The sequence below is a fragment of the Streptomyces sp. LZ34 genome, assembly GCF_053890475.1.
Genome location: NZ_CM132680.1, coordinates 12,119,230 through 12,141,033, shown reverse-complemented (window position 1 = coordinate 12,141,033; position 21,804 = coordinate 12,119,230). Strand labels below are relative to the sequence as shown.

Sequence of the window (21,804 nt, the reverse complement as noted above, 5' to 3'; positions counted from 1 at the left end):
TGATCGGATATCCGGACGATCATGTACGACGGTGAGTGCCGCCGCCGCTGCGGTAAGCGCTTTCCGAACGAGCCGTGCCCCACCCGCGCCGTCGCACCACTCACCCGGGAGGTACCCCCGCCGTGTTCGTCGACATGCCCCTGGACCAACTGCGCACCTACCAGCCGGCACTGCCCGAGCCCGACGGCTTCGACGCCTTCTGGGAGCGCACCCTCGCCGAAGCGGGCGAACACGCTCTGGACGCGGTCTTCACCGAAACGGACGCGGGGCTGACGCGTCTGCACACCTACGACGTGGAGTTCTCCGGGTTCGGCGGGCACCGGATAGGCGGCTGGCTGCTGGCGCCGCGGGAGGCGACGGGCCCGCTGCCGTGCGTGGTGCAGTACATCGGTTACAACGGCGGCCGGGGTCTGCCGCACAACTGGCTGCTGTGGCCCTCGGTCGGCTACGCGGTCTTCGTCATGGACAGCCGCGGCCAGGGCGCGTCCCCGAACAGCCCCGGGAACACGCCGGACCCGGTCGGCGGCACCGGGCCCGAGGCTCCCGGCAAGATGACCAAGGGGATCCTGTCCCCGGACGACTACTACTTCCGACGGCTGTACACCGACGCGGTACGCGCCGTGGCGGCCGCCCGCACGCACCCGCTGGTCGACGAGGGGCGGATCGTCGTCAGCGGCGGCAGCCAGGGCGGCGGCCTGGCCCTTGCGGCGGCCGGTCTGGTGCCGGATCTGACCGCGGCGCTGATCGATGTTCCGTTTATGACGCACATACGCCGCGCCGTGGAGATCACCGACGCCGACCCGTACGGCGAAGTGGCCCGGTTCTGCGCCGGCCGGCGGGACCTGGCGGACCAGGTCCTGGCCACGCTGGACCACTTCGACGGGCTCAACTTCGCGGCCCGCGCAGGCGCACCCGCACTGTTCTCGACGGCGTTGCGCGACGCGATCACCCCCACGTCCTGTGGATTCGCCGCGTACAACCACTACGCGGGCGAGAAGGACCTGAAGGTATGGGCCTTCAACGGCCATGAGGGCGGGGGCGTGCACCAGCAGGCCGAGCAGATCGCGTTTCTGCGCGGCCTGCTCGGCTGAGGAGCACCCCTCCGGGGGCGCCGGGCGTTCTGCCGCCGCTTCCGGAGGGGAAGAAAGGGCCTGAGGACGCACCGAAGGAGTCGCCCGTGCCCGCGCAGCCCCTGGACGGCATCACCGTGATCGCTCTGGAACAGGCCGTCGCCGCCCCGTTCGCCACCCGCCAGCTCGCCGATCTCGGCGCCCGCGTCATCAAGGTGGAACGGCCGGGGCGGGGGGACTTCGCCCGCGACTACGACCGTGCCGTCCAGGGCATGTCCGCGTATTTCGTCTGGGTCAACCGCGGCAAGGAGAGCGTCGTCCTGGACCTCAAGTGCGACAGGGACCGCAGGCTTCTGGAAGCGCTCGTCGCCGCCGCGGATGTGTTTGTGCACAATCTCGCGCCCGGCGCCGTGGACCGGCTCGGCCTCGGCGCGCGGGTGCTGCGCGACCGGCACCCCCGCCTGATCACCTGCGCCATCTCCGGATACGGCGCCGATGGCCCCTACCGGGACAAGAAGGCATACGACCTGCTGGTCCAGTGCGAGGCGGGTCTGCTGTCGATCACCGGCGACCCGGGGGCTCCGGCGCGGCCGGGGATCTCGATCGCGGACATCGCGGGCGGGATGTACGCGTACACCGGGATTCTCACCGCTCTGTACGAGCGGGAGCGTACGGGCGAAGGGACCGATCTGAGCGTCAGTCTCCTGGACGCGCTCGGCGAATGGATGGGCCACCCGTACTTCGCGCAGGCCTACGGCGGGGCGCCGCTGGCGCGCAGCGGCGCCCGCCATCCGTCCATCTCGCCGTATGGTCCCTACCGCTGCGGGGACGGCGCGCGGGTCTTTCTCAGCGTGCAGAGCGACCGTGAGTGGATCGCCCTGTGCGAGCGGGTGCTGCGCCGCCCCGAGCTGATCCGCGATCCGCGGTTCGCCGAGAACCCGGCGCGCCGCGAGCATGACGAGGAGCTGACGGCGGAGCTCGAGGAGTGTTTCGCGGCACACACCGCCGACGGGCTGATCGCCCTGCTGGACGGGGCGGGCATCGCCAACGCCCGGCTCCGCGATATCGCGGAGTTCGCCGCCCATCCGCAGTTGGAGGCACGCGCGCGGTGGCGGGAGTTCGACTCGCCGGTGGGTCCGCTGCGCGGTCTGCTGCCGCCGGTCGAGGTCGACGGGCGCCAGGCGGCGATGCGGCCGGTGCCCGCGCTCGGCGAGCACACGGAGGTGGTGCGCGCCGAGTTTTCCCGATAGCGGGCCGCTCGGGGGTACCGCGGCGCCTGGCGGAGCGGACCAGGCGGGACGGACCTGGCAGCGGACCAGGCAGGGCCGGGAGCTGCGCCTACCCCGCCGGGGCCACGGGGGCGAGGCTTTCGTCGCGCCGCACCAGGGCGGCGTACCGACCGCCCTGGGCCAGCAGCTCGTCATGGCTGCCCCGTTCGGCGATGCGACCGCCGTCGAGGACCACGATCTGGTCGGCGTCCCGCACGGTGGACAGGCGATGGGCGATGGTGATCGTGGTCCGCCCGGTGGAGAGGGTGTCGATGGCCTGCTGCACGGCGTGCTCGGTGCGCGTGTCCAGGGCGCTGGTGGCCTCGTCGAGGATGAGCACGGGCGGGTCGCGCAGTATGGTGCGGGCGATGGCCAGGCGCTGCTTCTCGCCGCCGGAGAAGCGGTAGCCGCGCTCGCCGACGAGAGTGTCATAGCCCTCGGGCAGCGAGGCGATGTGGTCATGGATCTGGGCGGCCCGCGCGGCCGCCACGATCTCCTCGTCCGTGGCGCCGGGCTTGGCGAAGCGCAGATTGTCGGCCACGGAGGCGTGGAAGAGATAGGTCTCCTGGGAGACGACGCCGACCGCGCGGGCGAGGGTGTCGAAGTCGAGGTCGCGGACGTCCACTCCGTCGATCAGGATCCGGCCGCCCGTGACGTCGTACAGCCGCGGCACCAGATAGCTGAGGGTGGTCTTGCCGGAGCCGGTCGGCCCGACGACGGCCAGGCTGCCGCCCGCCGGGACGGTCAGATCGATGCCGCCGAGCGTGAGCATCGAACTTTTCGAGCCCTTCGTGTCCTTCGTGTCCTTCGTGTCCTTCGTGTACGAGAAGTCGACGCGGTCGAAGCGGACTTCGCCGCGCACCTTCGCCAAGCGCACGGGCTCGGCGGGCTCGGTGATATCGATCGGCAGGTCGAGGTACTCGAAGATGCGCTGGAAGAGAGCGAGGGAGGTCTGGATGTCCACGCCGGTGGACAGCAGGCTGACCGTGGGCCGGAACAGCCCCTGCTGGAGCGAGACGAAGGCGACCAGGGTGCCGATGGAGACGGTGGGACCGCCCGAGTCCAGGACCAGGCCGGCGGCCCAGTAGATGACGGCGGGCATGGCTGCCATGACGATGCCGATGGTGGACATCCGCCAGCGCCCGGCCATGCTGGAGCGCACCTCCAGGCCGACCAGGCGCTCGGACTCCCCGGCGAACTCCCGGGTCAGCGACTCGGACCGGCCCATCGTGCGGCCGAGGAGGATCCCGCTCACCGACAGGGACTCGGTCACCATCGCGGACATGGCCGCCAGCTGCTTCTGGCGCTGCGAGGTGATCCGCTTGCGCTCGCGCCCGACCCGGCGGCTGATCCAGACGAACAGCGGCAGCAGGAGCAGCGAGACGACGGTCAGCCGCCAGTCGAGGGCGAGCATCGCGACGACCGTGGCGACGACGCTGGTGAGGTTGGAGACCAGTGAGGTCGCGGTGGAGGTGACGGTGGCCTGCATGCCGCCGATGTCATTGGCGATCCGGGACTGCACCTCGCCGGTGCGGGTACGGGTGAAGAAGGCGAGCGGCATGCGCTGAAGCCGGTCGTAGACGGCGGTGCGCAGGTCGTGCATGACGCGCTGGCCGACGGTGGTGGAGATGAGGGTCTGGAGCACTCCGAAGACGCTGGTGACGACGGCCGCGGCGATCATGCCGAGGGCGAGCAGGGTCAGCAGTCCGGTGCGGCGCTCGGGGATCGCGGTGTCGAGGATCTCGCGCAGAAGGAACGGCGAGGCGACGGAGACCAGGGCGGAGGCGGCGACCAGCAGGGCGACGACGGCGAGGCGGCCACGATAGGGGCGGAAGAGCCCGAGGATGCGCCGCAGCTGGGCGGGCTGATCGAGGTCGGCGGAAGGCGGGGTCCACTGGGTTGTGTCGTGGTGCATGGGCTCCTTCTGGGCAGGGAGGGGGTGGCCCGCGGCCCGGGGCGGGTGAGGCCTTGCAGAGCATAGCTCATTGTTACCTATACTCACAATGAGCCTTGTCCTGATAGACTGCGATCATGCCCACGTCCGACACCTCAGGCCTCCTCACGGAGCAGCTGCTGCGCCTGACCCGCAGACTGCACCGCGCCCAGAAGCGGCACATGGAGCCCCTGGGCATCACCCCCGCCCAGTCCCGCCTGCTGCGCACGGTGGCGCACAGCGACCGGCCGCCGCGCATGGCGGACCTCGCGCAGCGGCTCGAAGTGGTCCCGCGCGCCGTGACGACGCTGGTGGACGCCCTGGAGGCGCATGGCTCGGTGCGGCGTGCGCCCGATCCGGACAGCCGCCGAGTGGTGCGCGTCGAGCTCACCGACACCGGCCGTGCGACGCTGCGCGCGCTGCGCGACGCGCGCCGAGTCGCCGCGGAGGAGATCCTGGCCCCGCTGTCCGACCGCCAGCGCGAGGTGCTCGGCGAGCTGCTGGACACGCTCGCCGGCACACCCGGCCAGGGCCGCTGCTGAGGAGCCCGACCCCGAGGCACTTTCCGCATCCGGTGACGCCGCTCAGTGTCCGGACGCGGACGCCTCCACGGGCGGGACGGTCTCGGCGGGGGCCATGGCCCCCGCCGGCGCGGCGGACTCCGCGGGGGTGGCGGACTCCGCGGGCTCCTCCTCGGCGGCCGGCCGCTCACCGTCGAACACGCGCTTGGCCTTCGCCACGTCCAGCGCGCCCTCCCAGCGCGAGACGGCGAAGACGGCGACACAGTTTCCGAGCAGATTGGTCGCCACCCGCATCGAGTCCATGATCCGGTCCACGCCGAGCAGCAGCGCGACGGCGGCCGCGGGGATCACCCCGAGGGCCGAGGCCGTGGCCGAGAGTGCCAGGAAGGCCGAACCGGGCACGCCCGCCATGCCCTTGCTGGTGAGCATCAGCACGAGGACAACGGTGATCTGCTGACCCAGGCTCAGGTCCACGCCGACCGCCTGCGAGATGAACAACGTGCCGATGGACAGATAGATGGCGGCGCCGTCGAGGTTGAAGGAGTATCCGGTGGGGAGCACGAGCCCGACCGCGTCGTCCCGGCACCCGGCCGCGCGCAGCTTCTGCATCATCCGCGGCAGCACGGTCTCGCTGGAGGCGGTGCCGAGGGCCAGCAGCATCTCCTCGCGGGTGTACTTGACGAACCTCCACAGGCTCAGCCCGGTCATCGCCTTGAGGGCGACGCCGAGCAGCACCAGGAACAGCAGCGCGACGCCGTAGCAGAGCGCGATCAGCTTCCCGTACGTCGTCAGGGCCCCCATCCCGTACTGGCCGACGAGATGCGCCATGGCTCCGAAGACCGCCAGCGGGGCGAGCCTCATGATGAAGCCGACGATCGCGAAGACGACCTCCTGGGCCTGTTCGACCGCCGACAGGATCGCGGGCACCTTCGTCTTGCCCAGGTGGAGCAGGGCCGCGCCCACCAGACAGGCCAGCACGAGGACCTGGAGCAGGGAGTTCTGGGCGAAGGCGCCGACGGCGCTGTCCGGCAGCGCGTCCAGGATGAACTGGGACGTCGAGGGCAGATGCCCGCCGCCGGTCTTGTCGTCGACGGCGGAGGAGTCGAGCGAGGCGGGGTCGACGTGCATACCGGTGCCTGGGCCGGTCAGATTGGCCGCGACCAGACCGAGGAGCAGCGCCACGGTGGAGGCCACCTCGAACCAGATGAGGGCCTTGAGGCCGATCCGCCCGAAGGCCTTGAGGTCCCCGGCCTTGGCGATCCCGGCGACGACGACACAGAAGACCAGCGGGGCGATCACCGCCTTGATCAGACGCACGAACCCGTCGCCGAGCGGCTGGACGGCCGTTCCCACGTCCGGCCAGAGCCGCCCGACGGCGACTCCGAGCACGAGGGCGCAGGCGACCTGGGTGAACAGCGAGGTGCGCAGCAGTCTCAGGGCGCGCAGGGGAAGGGATGGTGCGGCGAGCGGCACGTGGGCTCCTCCGGGCTAGTTTCTGAGATGCGGAAAGTAAATTCCGCGATGCGCCACTATGGCGGAGCGTGATGGTCCATGGAAGGGCCCCGTGTAACAACGGGGAAAATCCTGCCCGCGCATAGCGCCCAGGCCGACGGGCACTCAGGGGCGAGGAACGGAGCAGACCTGCCACCACGGGCCCGACGCAGGGGACAGCAACGGAAGGGAGAGGTGGGACGATGCGTTTTCGCGACCGGAGGCAAGCCGGGCGGAAGCTGGCCGAGCGGCTGCGCGAGCCGCCGCGGGGTGAGCGGTTGAGAAACCCCGTGGTGCTGGCGCTGCCCCGGGGCGGCGCGCCGGTGGCGGACGAGATCGCCCAGGCGCTGCAGGTGCCGTTGGACGTGCTGGTGGCCCGGAAGATCGGCGCCCCGTTCAACCCCGAGCTGGGCGTCGGCGCACTCGCCGGGGACGACCCGCCGCTGTACGACGAGCGGGCGCTGGCCCTGCTGGATCTGACGCCGGCCCAGCTCGCCCCGCGGGCCCGGGAAGAGCGCACCGAGCTGCGCCGCCGCGAACAGCTCTACCGTCGTGGGCGCCCCTCCGCCGACCTACGGGACCGTACGGTGATCGTCGTGGACGACGGGCTGGCCAGCGGTGTCACCGCGCGGGCCGCGCTGCGCTCCCTGCGCCATCGCGGGCCCGCCCGAGTGATCCTCGCGGTGCCGGTGTGCTCACGGGAGGCCGCCGCGGCGGTCCGCCCGGAGGTCGACGACCTGGTGTGCCTGGACCAGCCCGACCCGTTCCAGGCGGTCGGCCTGTGGTACGAGGACTTCGCACAGGTCCGCGACGATGAGGTGATCGATGTACTGCGGGCCTCCCTCGCTCCGCAGTGAGAGGTCCGACCCCTGACGGACCTGACGGGCCGGGCGGGCCGGTCCGCGGCTCACCCGGCCAGGTGGGCCTTGTCCCCCATCACCACGACCGGGTGCAGCGTGGGGTCGAGGTTCTTCAGCAGATACTCCATGCCGGACTTGGGCAGGCTCACACACGCCGAGGTGCCGCTGCCGTGGTCCATGTGCAGCCAGATGGATCCGCCCTTGCTCTGGCCCTGAGGCCGGGTCGGGTCGAGCGGTGAGGTGCCCTTGACGCGGTTGTAGTCGATGGCGATGACGTAGTCGAAGTCGTGCCAGTGGGTCTTGGGCCAGTAGTGCGGGGCGGCGAAGGCGGCGGCCTGGTTGTACGGCAGCCGGGCACCGGGGTCCGGCAGCACACCGCCCGCGTCGCTGAGCGTGTAGACGCCGACCGGACTGCGCTTGTCGCCCTCGTGATGGTCCGTCGTCCAGCCCCGCTTGCCGTTGTGTCCGGCCCAACTGCGGGTCCGCTCCCACTTCTTGCCCTGCTTGGTATAGAGCACGACGGTCGCGTCCGCGGAGTTCACGCCATTGCCGTAGACCGCGACGACCTGCCGCGCGGCGGCCGGGATCTTCGCCTGGAGGGCGTCGCCCACATCCGGGATGCGCGTGGGGTCCGACACGGGTGCGGAGCTGCGCAGCGCCTGCTTGCCCTGGCCACCGCTCTTGTCGCCGTCGCCGCCCGCACCGCCGCCGCAGGCCGTCAGGAGGATGAGGGCGGCGCCGGTGGCGGCCGCCGCGCGCATGGACGTCGTGCCGGAAATTCGCATGTCCCCCATCGTCCCACTCCCGTGGCGCGGAGACGCACACGGGATTGGCGTGTTCCGTGTCCCGGCGTGGGAAAACCAGTTGAATGCCGCAGGGATGGGGCGCGAGGCTTTCACGGCTCCTGCCTGCCCGTCACCCCGCCCGAGCCCTGGGACGTCATGCACATTCGCGATCTTCCATATCCCGATCCCGGCCTACCCGACGTCCGATCAGGACCCCACTTCCTGTGGTGGCTGGGCAGAAATCAACTGGGCGGGCAGGTGAAGGCGGCGCTGTGGGGTCTGCTGCACATGGCCGCCCTGGTGTCCTTCCCCGTGGCCATCGGCTTTGGCGTCCAGGCCGTCGTGGACGGCTCGGGCGGGCGGCTGGCGCTGGCCGGCGGGCTGATGGCCGGGCTGACCGCGCTCACCGCGCTCGGGGACACCATGCTGCACCGGGCGGCGGTCACCAACTGGATCACGGCGGCGGCACGGGTGCAGCAGCTGCTCGCCCGCAAGGCGGTCGAGTTGGGTTCGACGCTGACGCGGCGGGTGGCGGCGGGCGAGGTGGTGGCCGTCTCCACCGGCGATGTGGAGAAGATCGGCTGGTTCGTGGAGGCGCTGTCCCGCTTCACGGCGGCCGCGATCACCACCGTCGGGGTGTGTGTGGCTCTGACCGTCTACCAGCCGGCGCTGGGGGTGGTGGTGGCCCTCGGCGTGCCCGCACTGGCGCTGGCGGTCTTCCCGCTGCTGCCCCGGGCCACGCGGCGGGCGGACGAGCAGCGGGAGAAGGCCGGCCGGGCGACCGAACTGGCCTCGGACACCGTGGCGGGGCTTCGGGTGCTGCGCGGCATCGGGGGCGAGGAGCTGTTCCTCGACCGCTACCGGCGGGCCTCGCAGGAGGTGCGGACGGCGGCGGTGCGCAGTGCCCGCATGTGGGCGCTGATCGCCGCCGTCCAGGTCGCCCTGCCGGGGCTGCTGCTGATCGGGGTCGTCTGGTACGGGGCGACACTCGCCCGGGAGGGGCGGATCTCGGTGGGCGAGCTGGTGACCGTCTACAGCGCGGTGACCTTCCTGCTCTTCCCCTTGAGAAATTTCGAGGAGATCGCGATGGCCTATTCCTTCTCCCGGCCTTCGGCGCGGCGCGCCGCCCGGGTGCTGGGGCTGCGGCGCTCCACGACCGGCGCCGAGCGCCCCGGCGCGCACACGGCGGCCGACGGACCGGGCGGGGAGCAGCTCGGCGGCGATCTGTACGACCCGATGAGCGGGGTGCTCGCGCCCGCCGGGCAGCTGACCGCGGTGGTGTGCGGAGACCCGGACCTGGCGGGACGACTGGCCGACCGGTTCGGCGGACACGCTCCGGACGACGACGATGGCGACGGCGGCGATGACGGCGGAGGCGCGGCGGAGGCGGAGCCCGGGCGGGCTCCGTCGGCGCTGCTGGGCGGCGTGCCGCTGGACGGGGTGCCGCTGGCCGCCGCGCGCCGGGCGGTGCTGGTCCAGGACAAGGACCCGGTGCTGCTGTCGGGCACGCTCGCCGAGCTGCTCGATGTGCCCCGCTCGGAGGCGGTCACGGTGGCGGAGGCGCTGGAGGCGGCGCAGTGCGGCGACGTGCTGGACGCGCTCGTACAGGCTTCGGTGGACGACTCGGGCACGGCGGACCCGCTACGTGCACGGATCACCGAGCGCGGCCGTTCCCTGTCGGGCGGACAGCGGCAGCGGCTGGCGCTGGCCCGCTCGCTGGTGACCGACCCTGAGGTGCTGGTGCTCGATGAGCCGACGTCCGCGGTGGACTCGCACACCGAGGCGCGGATCGCGCAGGGCCTGCGGCGGCTGCGGACGGGGCGGACCACCGTCGTCTTCACCTCCAGCCCGCTGCTGCTGGACCGGGCCGACCGGGTGGTGTTCGTACGGGACGGCAAGGCGGCCGCCGCGGGCGTGCACCGCGAGCTGCTGGGCACCGAGTACGCGTACCGCGCGGTGGTCACGCGCGAACCGGAGGAAGCGGACCAGGACGCGGGCCAGGACGCGAACGGGCACGAGACCACGGGGCCCAGGGCCGCGGAGCGGATCGGGAAGATCGGAGAGTCGGCATGATCGGAGTGGCCCCACCGGCCTATGACCCGGCCGCACCACAGTCGGCGACGACACTGCCGGTCGGTACCCCCGCCACCGTGCGGGACTACGTCCGCGAGCTGCTGCGGCGGCACCGGGCGGCCTTCGCCCTGCTGATGGCCGTGAACGCGACCGCCGTGATCGCCTCCATGGTCGGCCCGTATCTGCTGGGCGGGCTGGTCGAGGACCTCGCGGCGGGAGAGCGTGACCTGCACATCGGACGCACCGTCGCACTGTTCGCGGTGGCGCTCGCGGTGCAGACCGCGTTCGTCCGGATGGTGCGGCTGCGCGGCGCGGTGCTGGGCGAGAAGATGCTGGCCGATCTGCGCGAGGACTTCCTCGTACGGTCGGTGGGCCTGCCGCCGAGCGTGCTGGAGCGGGCCGGGACCGGCGATCTGCTGTCCCGGATCACCACCGACATCGACCGACTGGCCAACGCGATGCGCGAGGCGGTGCCCCAGTTGGCCATCGGGGTGGTGTGGACCGGGCTGCTGCTCGGCGCGCTGACCGTGACGGCGCCGCCGCTGGGGCTGGCGGTGCTGATCGCGCTCCCGGTGCTGGTGATCGGCTGCCGCTGGTACTTCCGGCGTGCGCCGAGCGCCTACCGCTCGGAGGCGGCCGGATACGCGGCGGTGGCCTCGTCCCTCACCGAGACGGTGGACGCCGGACGGACCATCGAGGCGCAGCGGCTGGGCGACCGGCGGACCGCCGTGTCCGAGCGCCGGATCCGCGAATGGACCGCGTGGGAGCGGTACACGCTCTGGCTGCGCAGCGTGCTCTTCCCCGTGATCAATGTGACGTACTCGCTGATCACCGGGTCGGTGCTGATGATCGGCGGCGCCTTTGTGCTGCGGGGCTGGATGACGGTCGGCGAGCTGACGACGGGGGCGCTGCTGGCACAGATGCTGGTGGAGCCGGTCGGGCTGATTCTGCGCTGGTACGACGAGCTACAGGTGGCGCAGGTGTCGCTGGCCCGGCTGGTGGGGGTGCGGGAGATCGAGCCGGACTCGGCCGACGACACGGTGGCGCCCGGCGGCCGGGAGGTGCGCGCGGACGAGGTGCGGTTCGGGTACCGGGCGGACATCGATGTGCTGCACGGGGTGACGATGCGGGTACGGCCGGGGACGCGGCTGGCTCTGGTCGGGCCGTCCGGCGCGGGCAAGTCCACCCTGGGCCGGCTGCTCGCCGGGATCTACGCGCCCCGGAGGGGCACGGTGACGCTGGGCGACGCGGAGCTGGCCCGGATGCCGGCGGAGCGGGTGCGCGAGCATGTGGCGCTGGTCAACCAGGAGCACCATGTCTTCGTGGGGTCGCTGCGCGACAATCTGCTGCTGGCCCGCACCTCCGCGCGGGACACCGAGCTGTGGGCGGCCCTGAGCGCGGTGGACGCCGAGGGCTGGGCGCGGGCGCTGGAGGGCGGTCTGGACACCGAGGTCGGGTCGGGCGGGCTGGCGCTGACCCCGGCGCAGGCTCAGCAGATCGCCCTGGCCCGGCTGGTCCTGGCCGATCCGCACACGCTCGTCCTGGACGAGGCCACCTCGCTGCTCGATCCGCGGGCGGCGCGGCACCTGGAGCGGTCCCTGGGCCGGGTGCTGGAGGGCCGGACCGTGGTCGCCATCGCCCACCGGCTGCACACCGCCCATGACGCGGACCTGATCGCGGTGGTCGAGCAGGGCCGGATCAGCGAGCTGGGCAGCCACGACGAACTCGTCGCGGCGGACGGCGCCTACGCGGCGCTGTGGCGCTCCTGGCACCAGTAGCGACCGCCCCCGGCGGTGCGGCTCGCTCCGCGCCGCCGGGTCCCCGGGGTCAGCCGCCGGGTCCCCGGGGTCAGATGATGCCGAGGGCACCGAGGCCGCTCAGGCCGCCCACCACCATGAAGACCGGCATCAGCACCTTCAGCTCGACCCAGCTGCCCGCCCGGAACCGCATCCCCTTCGGGGGTCCGATCGGGTACCACCGCTTGCGCCCTATCGGTATGGGCCACAGGATCGGGCAGCCGGAGACGGTGAGCGCGTCCCCGATGTCGTGCACCAGGGCCCCCAGGACGATCGGCAGGCCGAGCCACAGATACTCCTGGCCCGGCTCGGTGAACAGCCAGTCGGCGCCGTTGCCCGGCTTGTGCAGCACATCGGCGAGGATCCAGGCGCTGGTGGCGCCGAGCAGCCACACCAGCACATCGCTGGAGACCCGCGCCATGCGCCACAGCAGCCCCTCGACGGCCAGCACCATATGGACGAAGAGGATCGCGAGCACCGCCCAGCGGCCGCCGGTCATCGCGAGCGCCGAGGCGCCCGCGCCGATCAGCACCGCCCACAGCCAGGTGTGGGTGAGGGTGCGGTGACCGCCCGAGCGGCGCGGGTCGCCCTGCTTCTTGGTCGCCTTGTAGACCGCGTGCGAGAGTTTGTCGGTCACCTCGCACAGGCCCCGGGAGACCGGTCCGAACGCGCGGGATATCGTCGCCGCCTTGTGGTCGAGATCGGGGGCGAGCGCCGCCCCGGCGCAGATCAGAGCGCCGACGACAAGCACCGGCCAGGGCATCTCATGGCCCGCTGCCGCGGCCGCCGCACCCACCCCCAGCCAGGCTGCCGCCCCGGACAGCGAATGCGCCGGTCCCATCATGGTGTTAACCCCGCCCCTGTTCGTGCCCGCATAAGCGCGGGAGTCGGTCTGTTCGGAAGTTCTCCAGGGCTCGGTACGCCCCTTCGGCTCACTCGCCGGGCACAGCCTAGCGGCGGACGATCTTCGTCCCAGCAGCCGGTTCCCGGCTCGCGCGGGAAAGCAGGCAGTATAGGGGCGTGACTCTTATCGATCAGCTGCCGAGCGACGCCGACCCCGACGCCCTTTTCGAGGCGTTTTCCACGTGGGTCGAGGAGCGGGGCATCTCGCTCTACCCCGCCCAGGAGGAAGCGCTGATCGAGGCGGTGTCCGGGTCGAACGTCATCCTGTCCACCCCCACCGGCTCGGGCAAGAGTCTGGTGGCGGCGGGCGCCCACTTCGCCGCCCTCGCCCGTGACGAGGTCACCTTCTACACCGCGCCGATCAAGGCTCTCGTCTCGGAGAAGTTCTTCGAGCTGTGCAAGCTCTTCGGCACCGAGAACGTCGGGATGCTCACGGGCGACGCGTCGGTCAACGCGGACGCGCCGGTGATCTGCTGCACGGCCGAGGTGCTGGCGTCCATCGCCCTGCGGGACGGCAAGGACGCCGACATCGGTCAAGTGGTGATGGATGAGTTCCACTTCTACGCGGAACCGGACCGCGGCTGGGCATGGCAGATCCCGCTGCTCGAGCTGCCCAAGGCCCAGTTCGTGCTGATGTCGGCGACGCTCGGCGATATGACGCGGTTCGAGGAGGACCTGACCCGGCGCACCGGGCGGCCCACCTCGGTGGTGCGCTCCGCGACCCGGCCCGTGCCGCTGAGCTATGAGTACCGCGCCACGCCGATGACCGAGACGCTGACCGAGCTGCTGGAGACCCGGCAGGCGCCCGTCTACATCGTGCACTTCACCCAGGCGGCCGCGGTGGAGCGGGCCCAGGCCCTGATGAGCATCAATATGTGCTCGCGGGCGGAGAAGGACGAGATCGCGGCGCTCATCGGGAACTTCCGGTTCACCACCAAGTTCGGCCGGAACCTGTCCCGCTATGTGCGGCACGGTATCGGGGTGCACCACGCCGGGATGCTGCCGAAGTACCGGCGACTGGTGGAGAAGCTGGCGCAGGCCGGGCTGCTGAAGGTCATCTGCGGTACGGACACCCTGGGCGTGGGCGTCAACGTGCCCATCCGCACGGTCTTGTTCACCGCGCTGACGAAGTACGACGGCCAGCGGGTGCGGACGCTGCGGGCCCGGGAGTTCCACCAGATCGCGGGCCGGGCCGGGCGGGCCGGGTTCGACACCGCCGGCTTTGTCGTGGCGCAGGCGCCCGAGCACGTCATCGAGAACGAGAAGGCGCTGGCGAAGGCCGGGGACGACCCGAAGAAGCGGCGCAAGGTGGTGCGCAAGAAGGCGCCCGAAGGGTTCGTCAACTGGGGACAGAACACCTTCGAGAAGCTCATCGCCTCCGAACCCGAGCCGCTCACCTCCCGGTTCAGGGTCACCCACGCGATGCTGCTGTCGGTCATCGCCCGGCCGGGCAACCCCTTCGAGGGGATGCGACACCTCCTCGAGGACAACCACGAGCCGCGCAAGAACCAGCTGCGCCATATCCGCCGCGCCATCGCGATCTACCGCTCGCTGCTGGACGGGGGCGTGGTGGAGCAGCTCAAGGAGCCCGATGCCGAGGGGCGGAGGGTACGGCTGACGGTGGATCTCCAGCAGGACTTTGCGCTGAACCAGCCGCTGTCCACCTTCGCGCTCGCCGCCTTCGAGCTCCTGGACCCCGAATCCCCCTCCTACGCCCTGGACATGGTCTCGGTCGTCGAGTCGACCCTGGACGATCCACGGCAGATCCTGGCGGCGCAGCAGAACAAGGCCCGCGGCGAGGCGGTGGCCGCGATGAAGGCGGACGGCATCGAGTACGAGGAGCGCATGGAGCGGCTCCAGGACGTCTCGTACCCCAAGCCGCTGGAGGAGCTGCTCTTCCACGCGTACGGCCTCTACCGCAAGAGCCACCCGTGGGTCGGCGACCATCCGCTGTCGCCCAAGGCGGTGATCCGCGACATGTACGAACGCGCGATGACCTTCACCGAGTTCACCTCGTTCTACGACCTGGCGCGGACCGAGGGCATCGTGCTGCGCTACCTCGCCAGCGCCTTCAAGGCCCTGGACCACACGGTGCCGGACGATCTGAAGTCCGATGAGTTCCAGGACATCATCGCCTGGCTCGGCGAGATGGTGCGGCAGGTCGACTCCAGCCTGCTGGACGAGTGGGAACAGCTCGCGAACCCCGAGGAGGAGTCCGCGGAGGAGGCTCAGGAGCGCGCCGACCAGGTCAGGCCGGTCACCGCGAACGCGCGCGCCTTCCGCGTCCTGGTGCGCAACGCGATGTTCCGCCGAGTCGAGCTCGCCGCGCTGGACAAGGTGGCCGAGCTCGGCGAGATGGACGCGGACTCCGGGTGGGACGAGGACGCGTGGGCGACGGCGATGGACTCCTACTGGGAGGAGTACGACGACCTGGGCACCGGGCCGCAGGCGCGCGGCCCGAAGCTGCTGCACATCGAGGAGCAGCCCGAGCACGGGCTGTGGCGGGTGCGGCAGACCTTCGACGACCCCAACGGGGACCACGACTGGGGCATCTCGGGGGAGGTCGATCTGGCCGCCTCCGACGAGGAGGGACGAGCGGTGGTGCGGATCACCGAGGTGGGGCAGCTGTAGCCTCCCAGTCGTCACGGCCCCAGAACAGGCGGGGCCCGAACACGCGGGGCCCGGCCCCGCGGCGAGCACCGCCAGCGAAGGAGCACCACCGATGACCAATCCCGCCGAGCGCTTGGTCGATCTGCTGGATCTGGAGCAGATCGAGCTGAACATCTTCCGCGGACTCAGCCCCGACGAGTCGCTGCAGCGGGTGTTCGGCGGGCAGGTGGCCGGGCAGGCGCTGGTGGCCGCGGGACGGACCACCGACGGGCAGCGCCCGGTGCACTCGCTCCACGCGTACTTCCTGCGCCCGGGGCGGCCGGGGGTGCCGATCGTGTACCAGGTGGAGCGGGTCCGCGACGGTCGCTCCTTCACCACGCGCCGGGTCGTCGCCGTCCAGCAGGGTCGGACGATCTTCAATCTGACGGCCTCCTTTCATCTTCCCGAGCCGGGCATCGAACAGCAGCTGCCGATGCCCGAGGTGCCTGAGCCGGAGAGCCTGCCGATGCTCGCCGACGAGATCCGCGAGCATCTCGGGGCGCTCCCTGAGTCGCTCGAGAGAATGGCGCGCCGCCAGCCCTTCGACATCCGGTATGTGGAGCGGCTGCGCTGGACGCCCAAGGAGCTCGAGGGCGCGGAGCCGCGCAGCGCTGTATGGATGCGGGCGGTCGGCCCGCTCGGCGACGACCCGCTCGTGCACACCTGCGCGCTCACCTACGCGAGCGACATGATGCTGCTGGACGCGGTGCGGGTGCCGGTGGAGCCGCTGTGGGGCCGTCGCGGCTTCGACATGGCCTCGCTGGACCACGCCATGTGGTTCCACCGGCCGTTCCGCACTGACGAGTGGTTCCTCTACGACCAGGAGTCGCCGATCGCCACCGGCGGCCGCGGGCTGGCCCGCGGCCGGATCTACGACCGGGCCGGCCGACTCCTCGTCTCCGTGGTGCAGGAAGGGCTCTTCCGCCCCGTGTAGGGAGCCGCCGGGCCGTCCGCCGCGCTCCGGCGCCCACGGATGAGGCGGTGCCAGAGCGGGAGCCTGCGAAGCCGCGCCGGAGGCGGGGCGGGCTCGCCGCCCGGCGACTCCGCCACCTTCGCCGCCTCGGCCGGACGCGGGACGGGCGGCGGGATGGGCCGCGTCCGGCGGGCGTCCCGCACGCAGGTGTCCAACGCGGCCCGGCAGCGCCGGATCTCCGCGGGGCCGTCCGCCGTCATCAGGGCGGCGGTCACCTCCGCCGCCGGACCGGTCCCGGCGGGCGCCGGGGCGAGCCGGGGCATCAGCTCACGCACATACGCCCGCTCGGCCGGGTCGGTGACGACCGCGTCCAGCTCGGCGGGGGCCAGCGCCGCGGCCCATACCGCGGCCCGCTCCCAGGGGTCATCGGTCCGGGCGAGCAGCTGCTCGACGCGACGGCCGCGCCATCTGGCGGCCCGCTGGTCCTCCCCCGCGCCGAGTGTGGCACGCAGACCGGCCGGGATGCGGCCGGTCAGCAGGGCGGGCTCCCGCTCGGCGAACGCGCCGAGCTCCGCGGCCGGATACAGCCACACCACGGCCCGGTACCGGTTGACGTAGAACCGGACCGGGGTGAAGAAGCCACCGCGCGCCAGGCGGGTGAACCGCCCCTGGCTGATGCCCAGCAGCTCGGCTCCCTCGGCCGTGCCCACCACGCGGAGCCGGGCGCGCAGCGCGCTCGGGAAGCCCGCGGCGGCCGCGAGCCGAAGCAGCTCCGCGCGCGCCACCCGCCGGCCCATGGCCCCCACGGCGACGGTGCGCACCTCGCCCAGCTGCACGGCCAGCTCGAACTCGCCGCGCCTGAGGCCCAGCTCCCTGGCCGCTCTGTCGAAGGCGACGGTCTCCTCGGCGCCGTCCGACACCGGCGGCGCCGGGCTCCTCCCCGGCTTCTGACTCGACTTCTGACGCGACTCTTGAAGCGTTTGAGGCGACTTCTGAAGCGACTTCTGGCGTTCCCCCACTACCACGACGGTCCTCCCCCGCGACTGGTCAATCACTGACAGTGATGACGATGGCCGCTGAGCGAGACCGCCCGTCAGGCCTGTGGATAACTTCCGCTCACAGCCCGCTGGGCGCGCCGCTCTCCTGTCTGACCTCGACGCCCAGGTGCTCCCCCACCCTGTTGACCAACAGCGCCATCTCGTACGCGACCTGGCCGACGTCGGCTTCCGGGCCGCTGAGCACGCACAGACAGCTGCCGTCCCCGGCGGCCGTCACAAACAGCACACCCTCCTCGAATTCGACCATCGTCTGCCGCACCCGCCCCGTGCGGAAGTGATGCCCGGACCCCTTGGCCAGGCTGTGTAACCCCGAGGCGACGGCGGCCAGATGTTCGGCGTCCTGCCGGACGAGCGTGGAGCTGGCGCCCGTCACCAGCCCGTCGTTCGACAGCACCAAGGCATGCCGTATCTGTGCGATCCGCTCGGTCAGGTCGTCCAACAGCCAATCGAGCCCTTTGCTGAGTGCCATACCGTTCCTCCCCGTCCGGCCATCCACCACAGCTGCCGGGCCAGCCTTTCTCACTGCCGCTCTCCGGGCAACCCGGCCCGCCTGTCGGCACGCCGATGTGCGCCGCTTGACACAAGATGGAGACATGGCACAGAAAATGACCAAGGATCAGTGGCAGAAGTTCCTCTCGGAGGGCACCCGCACCGCGAAGCTGTCGACCGTGCGGGCCGACGGCAGCCCGCACCTCGCGCCCGTGTGGTTCCTGCTCGACGGCGACGACGTCGTCTTCAACACGGGCGAGGACACCGTCAAAGGCCGCAACATGGCCCGCGACGGGCGGGTCAGCCTGTGCGTGGACGACGACCGGCCCCCGTTCTCGTTCGTCACTTTGCAGGGGCGCGCCGAGTTCAGCGACCGGCTCGAGGAGGTCCGCGACTGGGCCACCAGGATCGCGGCGCGGTACATGGGCGAGGACCGCGCGGAGCAGTACGGCGCCCGCAACGGCGTCCCGGGCGAGCTGCTGGTACGGGTCCGCATCGAGAAAGTCGTCGCTCTCGCCGACATTGCCGACTAGCCGGATTCGGCCGAAACCCATCGCTCTCCGACGGGCCCTCGACGAGGGCCAGGATTCGGGACAGCCGGTCCAGCGCTTGGGCCAGGTGACTCAGCAGGGCCAGGTGACTCAGCGCTGATAGAGGCCGACCAGCGTGCCGCTCGCGAGCTGGCTGCGGTCGACGGCGCGGTGCACTTCGTCGGCCGAGGGCTCGTCGGGGAGGACCAGCGGTTCGGGAAGGGCGTACAGCCGGAAGAAGTACCGGTGCGGCTGATCGCCCGCGGGCGGGTGCGGCCCGCCCCAGCCCTCCTGGTGGTATCCGTTGGTGCGCGGCAGGCCGCCCGAGGGCGTCTGCCCGGCACCCACCCCGCCGCTGGCGGGAGCGATGCCGGTGACCAGCCAGTGGACGAACGCCCCGGACGGGGCGTCCGGGTCCTCGCACAGCAGGGCCAGCTCGGCCGTGCCCGCCGGGACGCCGGACCAGGTCAGCGGCGGCGAGAGGTCCTCCCCGTCCTTCGTGTGGCGGCGGGGGATCCGGTCGTGGTCGTCGAACGCGGGGCTGTTGAGCTCGATTCCAGCCATGAGCAGGCGAGTACCCGCGCGAAGGGCGGCCAAGCGGCCAACCGCCCCCTGCCGGTCGCGGCCTTTGCGATGGCGGGAGCCGACCGGTCAGGCCGGGGCGGCCGGGGTCTCCGGGAGGCGCGGGTGGGCGCGCAGATGCTCCTCCACCCGCTCGACGAGCCGGGCCGTCTCGGAGGCGATCAGCGCGGGGTCGGCGGTGGCCGCGCTCAGAACGGCCAGGTACGAGCCCTCGCCCGCCGCCACGACGAACAGGTTGCCGGCCTCCATCTCCACCATGGTCTGGCGCGCCGCACCGCGCGCCCGTCGGCGCGCCGCACCGACGGCGAGGCCGTGAAACCCGGAGGCGACAGCGGCCAGTTGCTCGGCGTCACGGCGGTCGAGCCCGCGGGAAGCGCTCACCGTCGCTCCGTCACCGGACAGTACGACGGCGTGTCGTACGTCCCCGACGCGGACCACCAGATCGTCCAGAAGGCAGTCGAGACCGTCCGGGAAGCGGGCGGCAATTCTGCGGTGCTCGGTCATGGCCGTCTCCTTCTGTCGGGAGCTGTCCCATGGCCCAGAGACGCTAGCCGGGAGGGGGCGCGCGCAGGGGGCGCATTCGGAAGATGCTGGAATTTGACAGGGACAGATGACAGAACGATCGACCGATGCCCGAACGTGCACACTATTCGGGTTCTCGCTCAGGGTTTCCCCTCAGCTTCCTCCAGATCCGGCCCACCCGAGGAGCCATATGAGCCACCAGCGCACCCCTGCCGATCGCCTGGCCGAGGTCCGGGAATTCTTCACCCCGCGGGCCGCCGACTGGGACACCCGCTTCCCCGACGACGGCCCCGCCTACGCCGCCGCCGTCGCCGAGCTCGGCCTGCGCGCCGGGGACGCGGTGCTCGACGCCGGCTGCGGTACAGGCCGTGCCCTGCCCGCGCTGCGCGCCGCCGTCGGCCCCACCGGAACGGTCCTCGGCGCCGACGCGACGCCCGCGATGCTGACGGCCGCCATACGTGCCGGCCGGCAACGGGACGCGGCGCTCGCCCTCACCGACGTCACCAGACTGCCGCTGCGCGACGGCTGTCTGGACGCGGTGTTCGGCGCCGGGCTGATCTCCCACCTGCCCGAGCCCGAGGCCGGGCTGCGGGAGCTGGCCCGGGTGGTGCGCCCCCAGGGCCGGCTCGCGCTGTTCCACCCCGTGGGGCGGGCTGCGCTCGCCGCCCGGAAGGGCCGCCCGATCACCCCCGACGACCTGCGGGCCGAGCCCAACCTGTGCCCGCTGCTGGCCCGTTCGGGCTGGCGGCTGACCTCGTACACGGACCGGGACACTCGCTTCCTGGCCCTCGCGGTCCGTCAGGGCTGAGCCGGCGGAGCGATGCATCGCCATCAATGCATCGCTGCCGATGTATCACGCAGTCGAGATACAGCGTCCGTGCGGCACAATGCGCACATGCTGGAACTCGCCATCCTGGGCTTCCTCAGCGACACGCCGCTGCACGGCTACGAGCTGCGCAAGCGAATCGCCGCGCTGACCGGGCACGTCAGGCCGGTGGCCGAAAGCACGCTGTACCCGGCGATCAAGCGTCTGGAGATGGCCGGGCTGCTGGCCCGCGAGACCCAGCCGGGCACGGGTGCCGCGCCACGGCATGTGCTGACCCTGACCGCCGAGGGCCGGGCCGAGCTCCGCCGCCGCCTCGCGGAGCCGGCGCAGGCCGACATCACCGACGAGAACCGCTGGTTCACCGTGCTCGCGTTTCTGCGGCACCTGGAGGACCCGGCGACCCAGGCGACAGTGCTGGAGCGCCGACTCGCGTTTCTCCGGCAGCCCACGAGCTTTTTCTACGACGACGACCGACCGCTGCGCGCCGAGGAGATCGAGGATCCCTTCCGGCGCGGCATCCTCACCATCGCCCGCGCCGCCAGCCAGGCCGAACAGTCCTGGCTGCGCCGCACCCTGGACTCGCTGCGGGCGACCGGCGGCGCCTGACGGCGATGCGGCCGACAGACCCGCTCCGCATCCGCGCACGGAGTCTCGACGCCGTGGCTACTGGCTGGTTAAGGTGCGCCGCACAACGCATTGGGCCCCCGGATTCCGGCCCCGCAAAGAGGAGGCTGCCGTGCCCGCCAGTGAGGTGTCGGACCACGACGCGCTGTATGTGCTCACCGCGGTGGTGCTGACGCCCGCGCAATTCCCGAGCGTGTTGGGCGACGACTATCCCGAGGCCTGCGCCGCGCTCGGTCTTGAGCCGTACGAGGGCGGGTACGGCCTGGTGCTGGGCCAGGACGGCGACGGCGCCCGGTGGACGGTCGTCATCGACGACGCGTCGCTGGTCGCCTGCGCCGTCGCCGCGTGGGACTGCGGGATGGAGTACAACCTGGCCATCGACGACCGGACGGTGGTCGTCTCCCTCCCCGGCTGGCCGCTCTCGGTCGCCGTCTCCGCGCCGGGCGTCCCGGCGCCGCACGACCCCGACCCCGGCCCGGAGGGCGGGGAGGCGGCCACACCGCCGCTCGCCCCGCCGGACACCGAGCGGTGGGGCCCGGCGCAGCGGCGGCTGGGTGCGGACGAGATCGCGCTTCAGTGGGCCCTGTGGCGCGAGCAGGTCGACAGCGACGTCACGTTCGTACCTCCCGGCGAGAAGCCGCACGAGGGCGTGCGACGCGTACTGGCGGAGGCGCGCGGATACCTGGACGCGCCCCCGCCGCCCGGCCGGGTCCGCTCCGCCTTCGCCTCCGGCGACGCGCGGACCCTGCGGGCCGATGGGCCCGGCTGGAGCATCGTGGCCCGTACGGACGACATCGCGTTCGTGCTGATGGACGACGCGCCGGGCGAGGTGGTGCCGGTCGGCCGCGGCCCGGAGCTGCCGGGCCTGCTGACGGCACTGGACCAGCTGGCCGTACGCCCCGGCTGAGTCG

General features: G+C 72.0%; 20 protein-coding genes. 12 read left to right on the top strand and 8 right to left on the bottom strand.

Annotated elements, in window-relative coordinates; translation table 11 throughout:
* Positions 1–122 precede the first annotated feature (122 nt).
* Positions 123–1,091: an acetylxylan esterase gene (locus ACWY4P_RS52015; protein ID WP_456207817.1), complete on the top strand. Its 969-nt coding sequence runs from the start codon at positions 123–125 to the stop codon at positions 1,089–1,091.
* Positions 1,092–1,177: 86 nt separating this feature from the next.
* Positions 1,178–2,320, top strand: a complete 1,143-nt coding sequence (locus ACWY4P_RS52010; protein ID WP_456207816.1) for a CaiB/BaiF CoA transferase family protein — start codon at positions 1,178–1,180, stop codon at positions 2,318–2,320.
* A gap of 88 nt (positions 2,321–2,408) precedes the next feature.
* Here the strand turns inward: ACWY4P_RS52010 and ACWY4P_RS52005 are convergent, their stop codons facing one another.
* A complete protein-coding gene (locus tag ACWY4P_RS52005; RefSeq protein WP_456207815.1) occupies positions 2,409–4,253 on the bottom strand; it encodes an ABC transporter ATP-binding protein in 1,845 nt (614 codons plus the stop codon).
* Between the two features lie 116 nt (positions 4,254–4,369).
* On the opposite strand from ACWY4P_RS52005, the gene ACWY4P_RS52000 reads away from it, so the two are divergent.
* Positions 4,370–4,813: a MarR family winged helix-turn-helix transcriptional regulator gene (locus ACWY4P_RS52000; protein WP_456207814.1), complete on the top strand. Its 444-nt coding sequence runs from the start codon at positions 4,370–4,372 to the stop codon at positions 4,811–4,813.
* A gap of 42 nt (positions 4,814–4,855) precedes the next feature.
* Here the strand turns inward: ACWY4P_RS52000 and ACWY4P_RS51995 are convergent, their stop codons facing one another.
* The gene (locus ACWY4P_RS51995) at positions 4,856–6,265 is read right to left on the bottom strand and encodes a cation:dicarboxylate symporter family transporter (RefSeq protein WP_456207813.1); all 1,410 of its coding nucleotides are present in this window, start codon (positions 6,263–6,265) and stop codon (positions 4,856–4,858) included.
* Positions 6,266–6,486: 221 nt separating this feature from the next.
* On the opposite strand from ACWY4P_RS51995, the gene ACWY4P_RS51990 reads away from it, so the two are divergent.
* A complete protein-coding gene (locus tag ACWY4P_RS51990; RefSeq protein ID WP_456207812.1) occupies positions 6,487–7,140 on the top strand; it encodes a phosphoribosyltransferase in 654 nt (217 codons plus the stop codon).
* Positions 7,141–7,190: 50 nt separating this feature from the next.
* On the opposite strand, the gene ACWY4P_RS51985 is transcribed toward ACWY4P_RS51990, so the two are convergent.
* A complete protein-coding gene (locus tag ACWY4P_RS51985; protein WP_456207811.1) occupies positions 7,191–7,928 on the bottom strand; it encodes a hypothetical protein in 738 nt (245 codons plus the stop codon).
* A 156-nt stretch (positions 7,929–8,084) separates the two neighbouring features.
* Between ACWY4P_RS51985 and ACWY4P_RS51980 the strand changes: the two genes are divergently transcribed.
* Positions 8,085–10,001, top strand: a complete 1,917-nt coding sequence (locus tag ACWY4P_RS51980; protein ID WP_456207810.1) for an ABC transporter transmembrane domain-containing protein — start codon at positions 8,085–8,087, stop codon at positions 9,999–10,001.
* Positions 9,998–11,779, top strand: coding sequence for an ABC transporter ATP-binding protein (locus tag ACWY4P_RS51975; protein ID WP_456207809.1), 1,782 nt, complete (start codon positions 9,998–10,000; stop codon positions 11,777–11,779). Before ACWY4P_RS51980 ends, ACWY4P_RS51975 begins: the two co-directional genes overlap by 4 nt.
* Positions 11,780–11,849: 70 nt before the next feature.
* On the opposite strand, the gene ACWY4P_RS51970 is transcribed toward ACWY4P_RS51975, so the two are convergent.
* The gene (locus ACWY4P_RS51970) at positions 11,850–12,641 is read right to left on the bottom strand and encodes a metal-dependent hydrolase (protein WP_456207808.1); all 792 of its coding nucleotides are present in this window, start codon (positions 12,639–12,641) and stop codon (positions 11,850–11,852) included.
* A gap of 176 nt (positions 12,642–12,817) precedes the next feature.
* Between ACWY4P_RS51970 and ACWY4P_RS51965 the strand changes: the two genes are divergently transcribed.
* Positions 12,818–15,331: a DEAD/DEAH box helicase gene (locus ACWY4P_RS51965; protein ID WP_456207807.1), complete on the top strand. Its 2,514-nt coding sequence runs from the start codon at positions 12,818–12,820 to the stop codon at positions 15,329–15,331.
* 91 nt (positions 15,332–15,422) lie between these two features.
* Positions 15,423–16,283 carry an acyl-CoA thioesterase gene (locus ACWY4P_RS51960; RefSeq protein ID WP_456207806.1) on the top strand — a complete coding sequence of 287 codons (861 nt, stop codon included), beginning with the start codon at positions 15,423–15,425 and terminating at the stop codon, positions 16,281–16,283.
* Here the strand turns inward: ACWY4P_RS51960 and ACWY4P_RS51955 are convergent.
* Together ACWY4P_RS51955 and ACWY4P_RS51950 are read right to left on the bottom strand one after the other, a co-directional pair.
* Positions 16,220–17,182 carry a DUF6397 family protein gene (locus ACWY4P_RS51955; RefSeq protein WP_456207805.1) on the bottom strand — a complete coding sequence of 321 codons (963 nt, stop codon included), beginning with the start codon at positions 17,180–17,182 and terminating at the stop codon, positions 16,220–16,222. The genes ACWY4P_RS51960 and ACWY4P_RS51955 overlap by 64 nt on opposite strands.
* A 196-nt stretch (positions 17,183–17,378) precedes the next feature.
* The gene (locus ACWY4P_RS51950) at positions 17,379–17,789 is read right to left on the bottom strand and encodes a roadblock/LC7 domain-containing protein (protein ID WP_456207804.1); all 411 of its coding nucleotides are present in this window, start codon (positions 17,787–17,789) and stop codon (positions 17,379–17,381) included.
* 124 nt (positions 17,790–17,913) lie between these two features.
* Between ACWY4P_RS51950 and ACWY4P_RS51945 the strand changes: the two genes are divergently transcribed.
* The gene (locus ACWY4P_RS51945) at positions 17,914–18,342 is read left to right on the top strand and encodes a PPOX class F420-dependent oxidoreductase (protein WP_456207803.1); all 429 of its coding nucleotides are present in this window, start codon (positions 17,914–17,916) and stop codon (positions 18,340–18,342) included.
* 108 nt (positions 18,343–18,450) lie between these two features.
* Here the strand turns inward: ACWY4P_RS51945 and ACWY4P_RS51940 are convergent, their stop codons facing one another.
* Both ACWY4P_RS51940 and ACWY4P_RS51935 read right to left on the bottom strand, forming a co-directional pair.
* Positions 18,451–18,903 carry a YbhB/YbcL family Raf kinase inhibitor-like protein gene (locus tag ACWY4P_RS51940; RefSeq protein WP_456207802.1) on the bottom strand — a complete coding sequence of 151 codons (453 nt, stop codon included), beginning with the start codon at positions 18,901–18,903 and terminating at the stop codon, positions 18,451–18,453.
* Between the two features lie 87 nt (positions 18,904–18,990).
* Positions 18,991–19,425, bottom strand: coding sequence for a roadblock/LC7 domain-containing protein (locus ACWY4P_RS51935; protein WP_456207801.1), 435 nt, complete (start codon positions 19,423–19,425; stop codon positions 18,991–18,993).
* A 208-nt stretch (positions 19,426–19,633) separates the two neighbouring features.
* On the opposite strand from ACWY4P_RS51935, the gene ACWY4P_RS51930 reads away from it, so the two are divergent.
* The 3 genes from ACWY4P_RS51930 (at position 19,634) to ACWY4P_RS51920 (ending at position 21,800) form a co-directional block, all read left to right on the top strand.
* Positions 19,634–20,251, top strand: a complete 618-nt coding sequence (locus ACWY4P_RS51930) for a class I SAM-dependent methyltransferase (protein WP_456207800.1) — start codon at positions 19,634–19,636, stop codon at positions 20,249–20,251.
* 87 nt (positions 20,252–20,338) lie between these two features.
* Complete coding sequence (locus ACWY4P_RS51925; RefSeq protein WP_456207799.1) at positions 20,339–20,875, top strand: PadR family transcriptional regulator; 537 nt, start codon at positions 20,339–20,341, stop codon at positions 20,873–20,875.
* 130 nt (positions 20,876–21,005) lie between these two features.
* Positions 21,006–21,800: a hypothetical protein gene (locus ACWY4P_RS51920; RefSeq protein ID WP_456207798.1), complete on the top strand. Its 795-nt coding sequence runs from the start codon at positions 21,006–21,008 to the stop codon at positions 21,798–21,800.
* Positions 21,801–21,804 lie beyond the last annotated feature (4 nt).

What these genes read in the sequence shown, in the direction of transcription:
- ACWY4P_RS51980 (WP_456207810.1), top strand. Translation starts at nt 8,085, where the DNA reads ATGCACATTCGCGATCTTCCATATCCCGATCCCGGCCTACCCGACGTC.
- ACWY4P_RS51985 (WP_456207811.1), bottom strand. Translation starts at nt 7,928, where the DNA reads ATGCGAATTTCCGGCACGACGTCCATGCGCGCGGCGGCCGCCACCGGC.
- ACWY4P_RS51960 (WP_456207806.1), top strand. Translation starts at nt 15,423, where the DNA reads ATGACCAATCCCGCCGAGCGCTTGGTCGATCTGCTGGATCTGGAGCAG.
- ACWY4P_RS51930 (WP_456207800.1), top strand. Translation starts at nt 19,634, where the DNA reads ATGAGCCACCAGCGCACCCCTGCCGATCGCCTGGCCGAGGTCCGGGAA.
- ACWY4P_RS52005 (WP_456207815.1), bottom strand. Translation starts at nt 4,253, where the DNA reads ATGCACCACGACACAACCCAGTGGACCCCGCCTTCCGCCGACCTCGAT.
- ACWY4P_RS51945 (WP_456207803.1), top strand. Translation starts at nt 17,914, where the DNA reads ATGGCACAGAAAATGACCAAGGATCAGTGGCAGAAGTTCCTCTCGGAG.
- ACWY4P_RS51940 (WP_456207802.1), bottom strand. Translation starts at nt 18,903, where the DNA reads ATGGCTGGAATCGAGCTCAACAGCCCCGCGTTCGACGACCACGACCGG.
- ACWY4P_RS51950 (WP_456207804.1), bottom strand. Translation starts at nt 17,789, where the DNA reads ATGGCACTCAGCAAAGGGCTCGATTGGCTGTTGGACGACCTGACCGAG.
- ACWY4P_RS52000 (WP_456207814.1), top strand. Translation starts at nt 4,370, where the DNA reads ATGCCCACGTCCGACACCTCAGGCCTCCTCACGGAGCAGCTGCTGCGC.
- ACWY4P_RS51970 (WP_456207808.1), bottom strand. Translation starts at nt 12,641, where the DNA reads ATGATGGGACCGGCGCATTCGCTGTCCGGGGCGGCAGCCTGGCTGGGG.
- ACWY4P_RS51975 (WP_456207809.1), top strand. Translation starts at nt 9,998, where the DNA reads ATGATCGGAGTGGCCCCACCGGCCTATGACCCGGCCGCACCACAGTCG.
- ACWY4P_RS51935 (WP_456207801.1), bottom strand. Translation starts at nt 19,425, where the DNA reads ATGACCGAGCACCGCAGAATTGCCGCCCGCTTCCCGGACGGTCTCGAC.
- ACWY4P_RS51925 (WP_456207799.1), top strand. Translation starts at nt 20,339, where the DNA reads ATGCTGGAACTCGCCATCCTGGGCTTCCTCAGCGACACGCCGCTGCAC.
- ACWY4P_RS51990 (WP_456207812.1), top strand. Translation starts at nt 6,487, where the DNA reads ATGCGTTTTCGCGACCGGAGGCAAGCCGGGCGGAAGCTGGCCGAGCGG.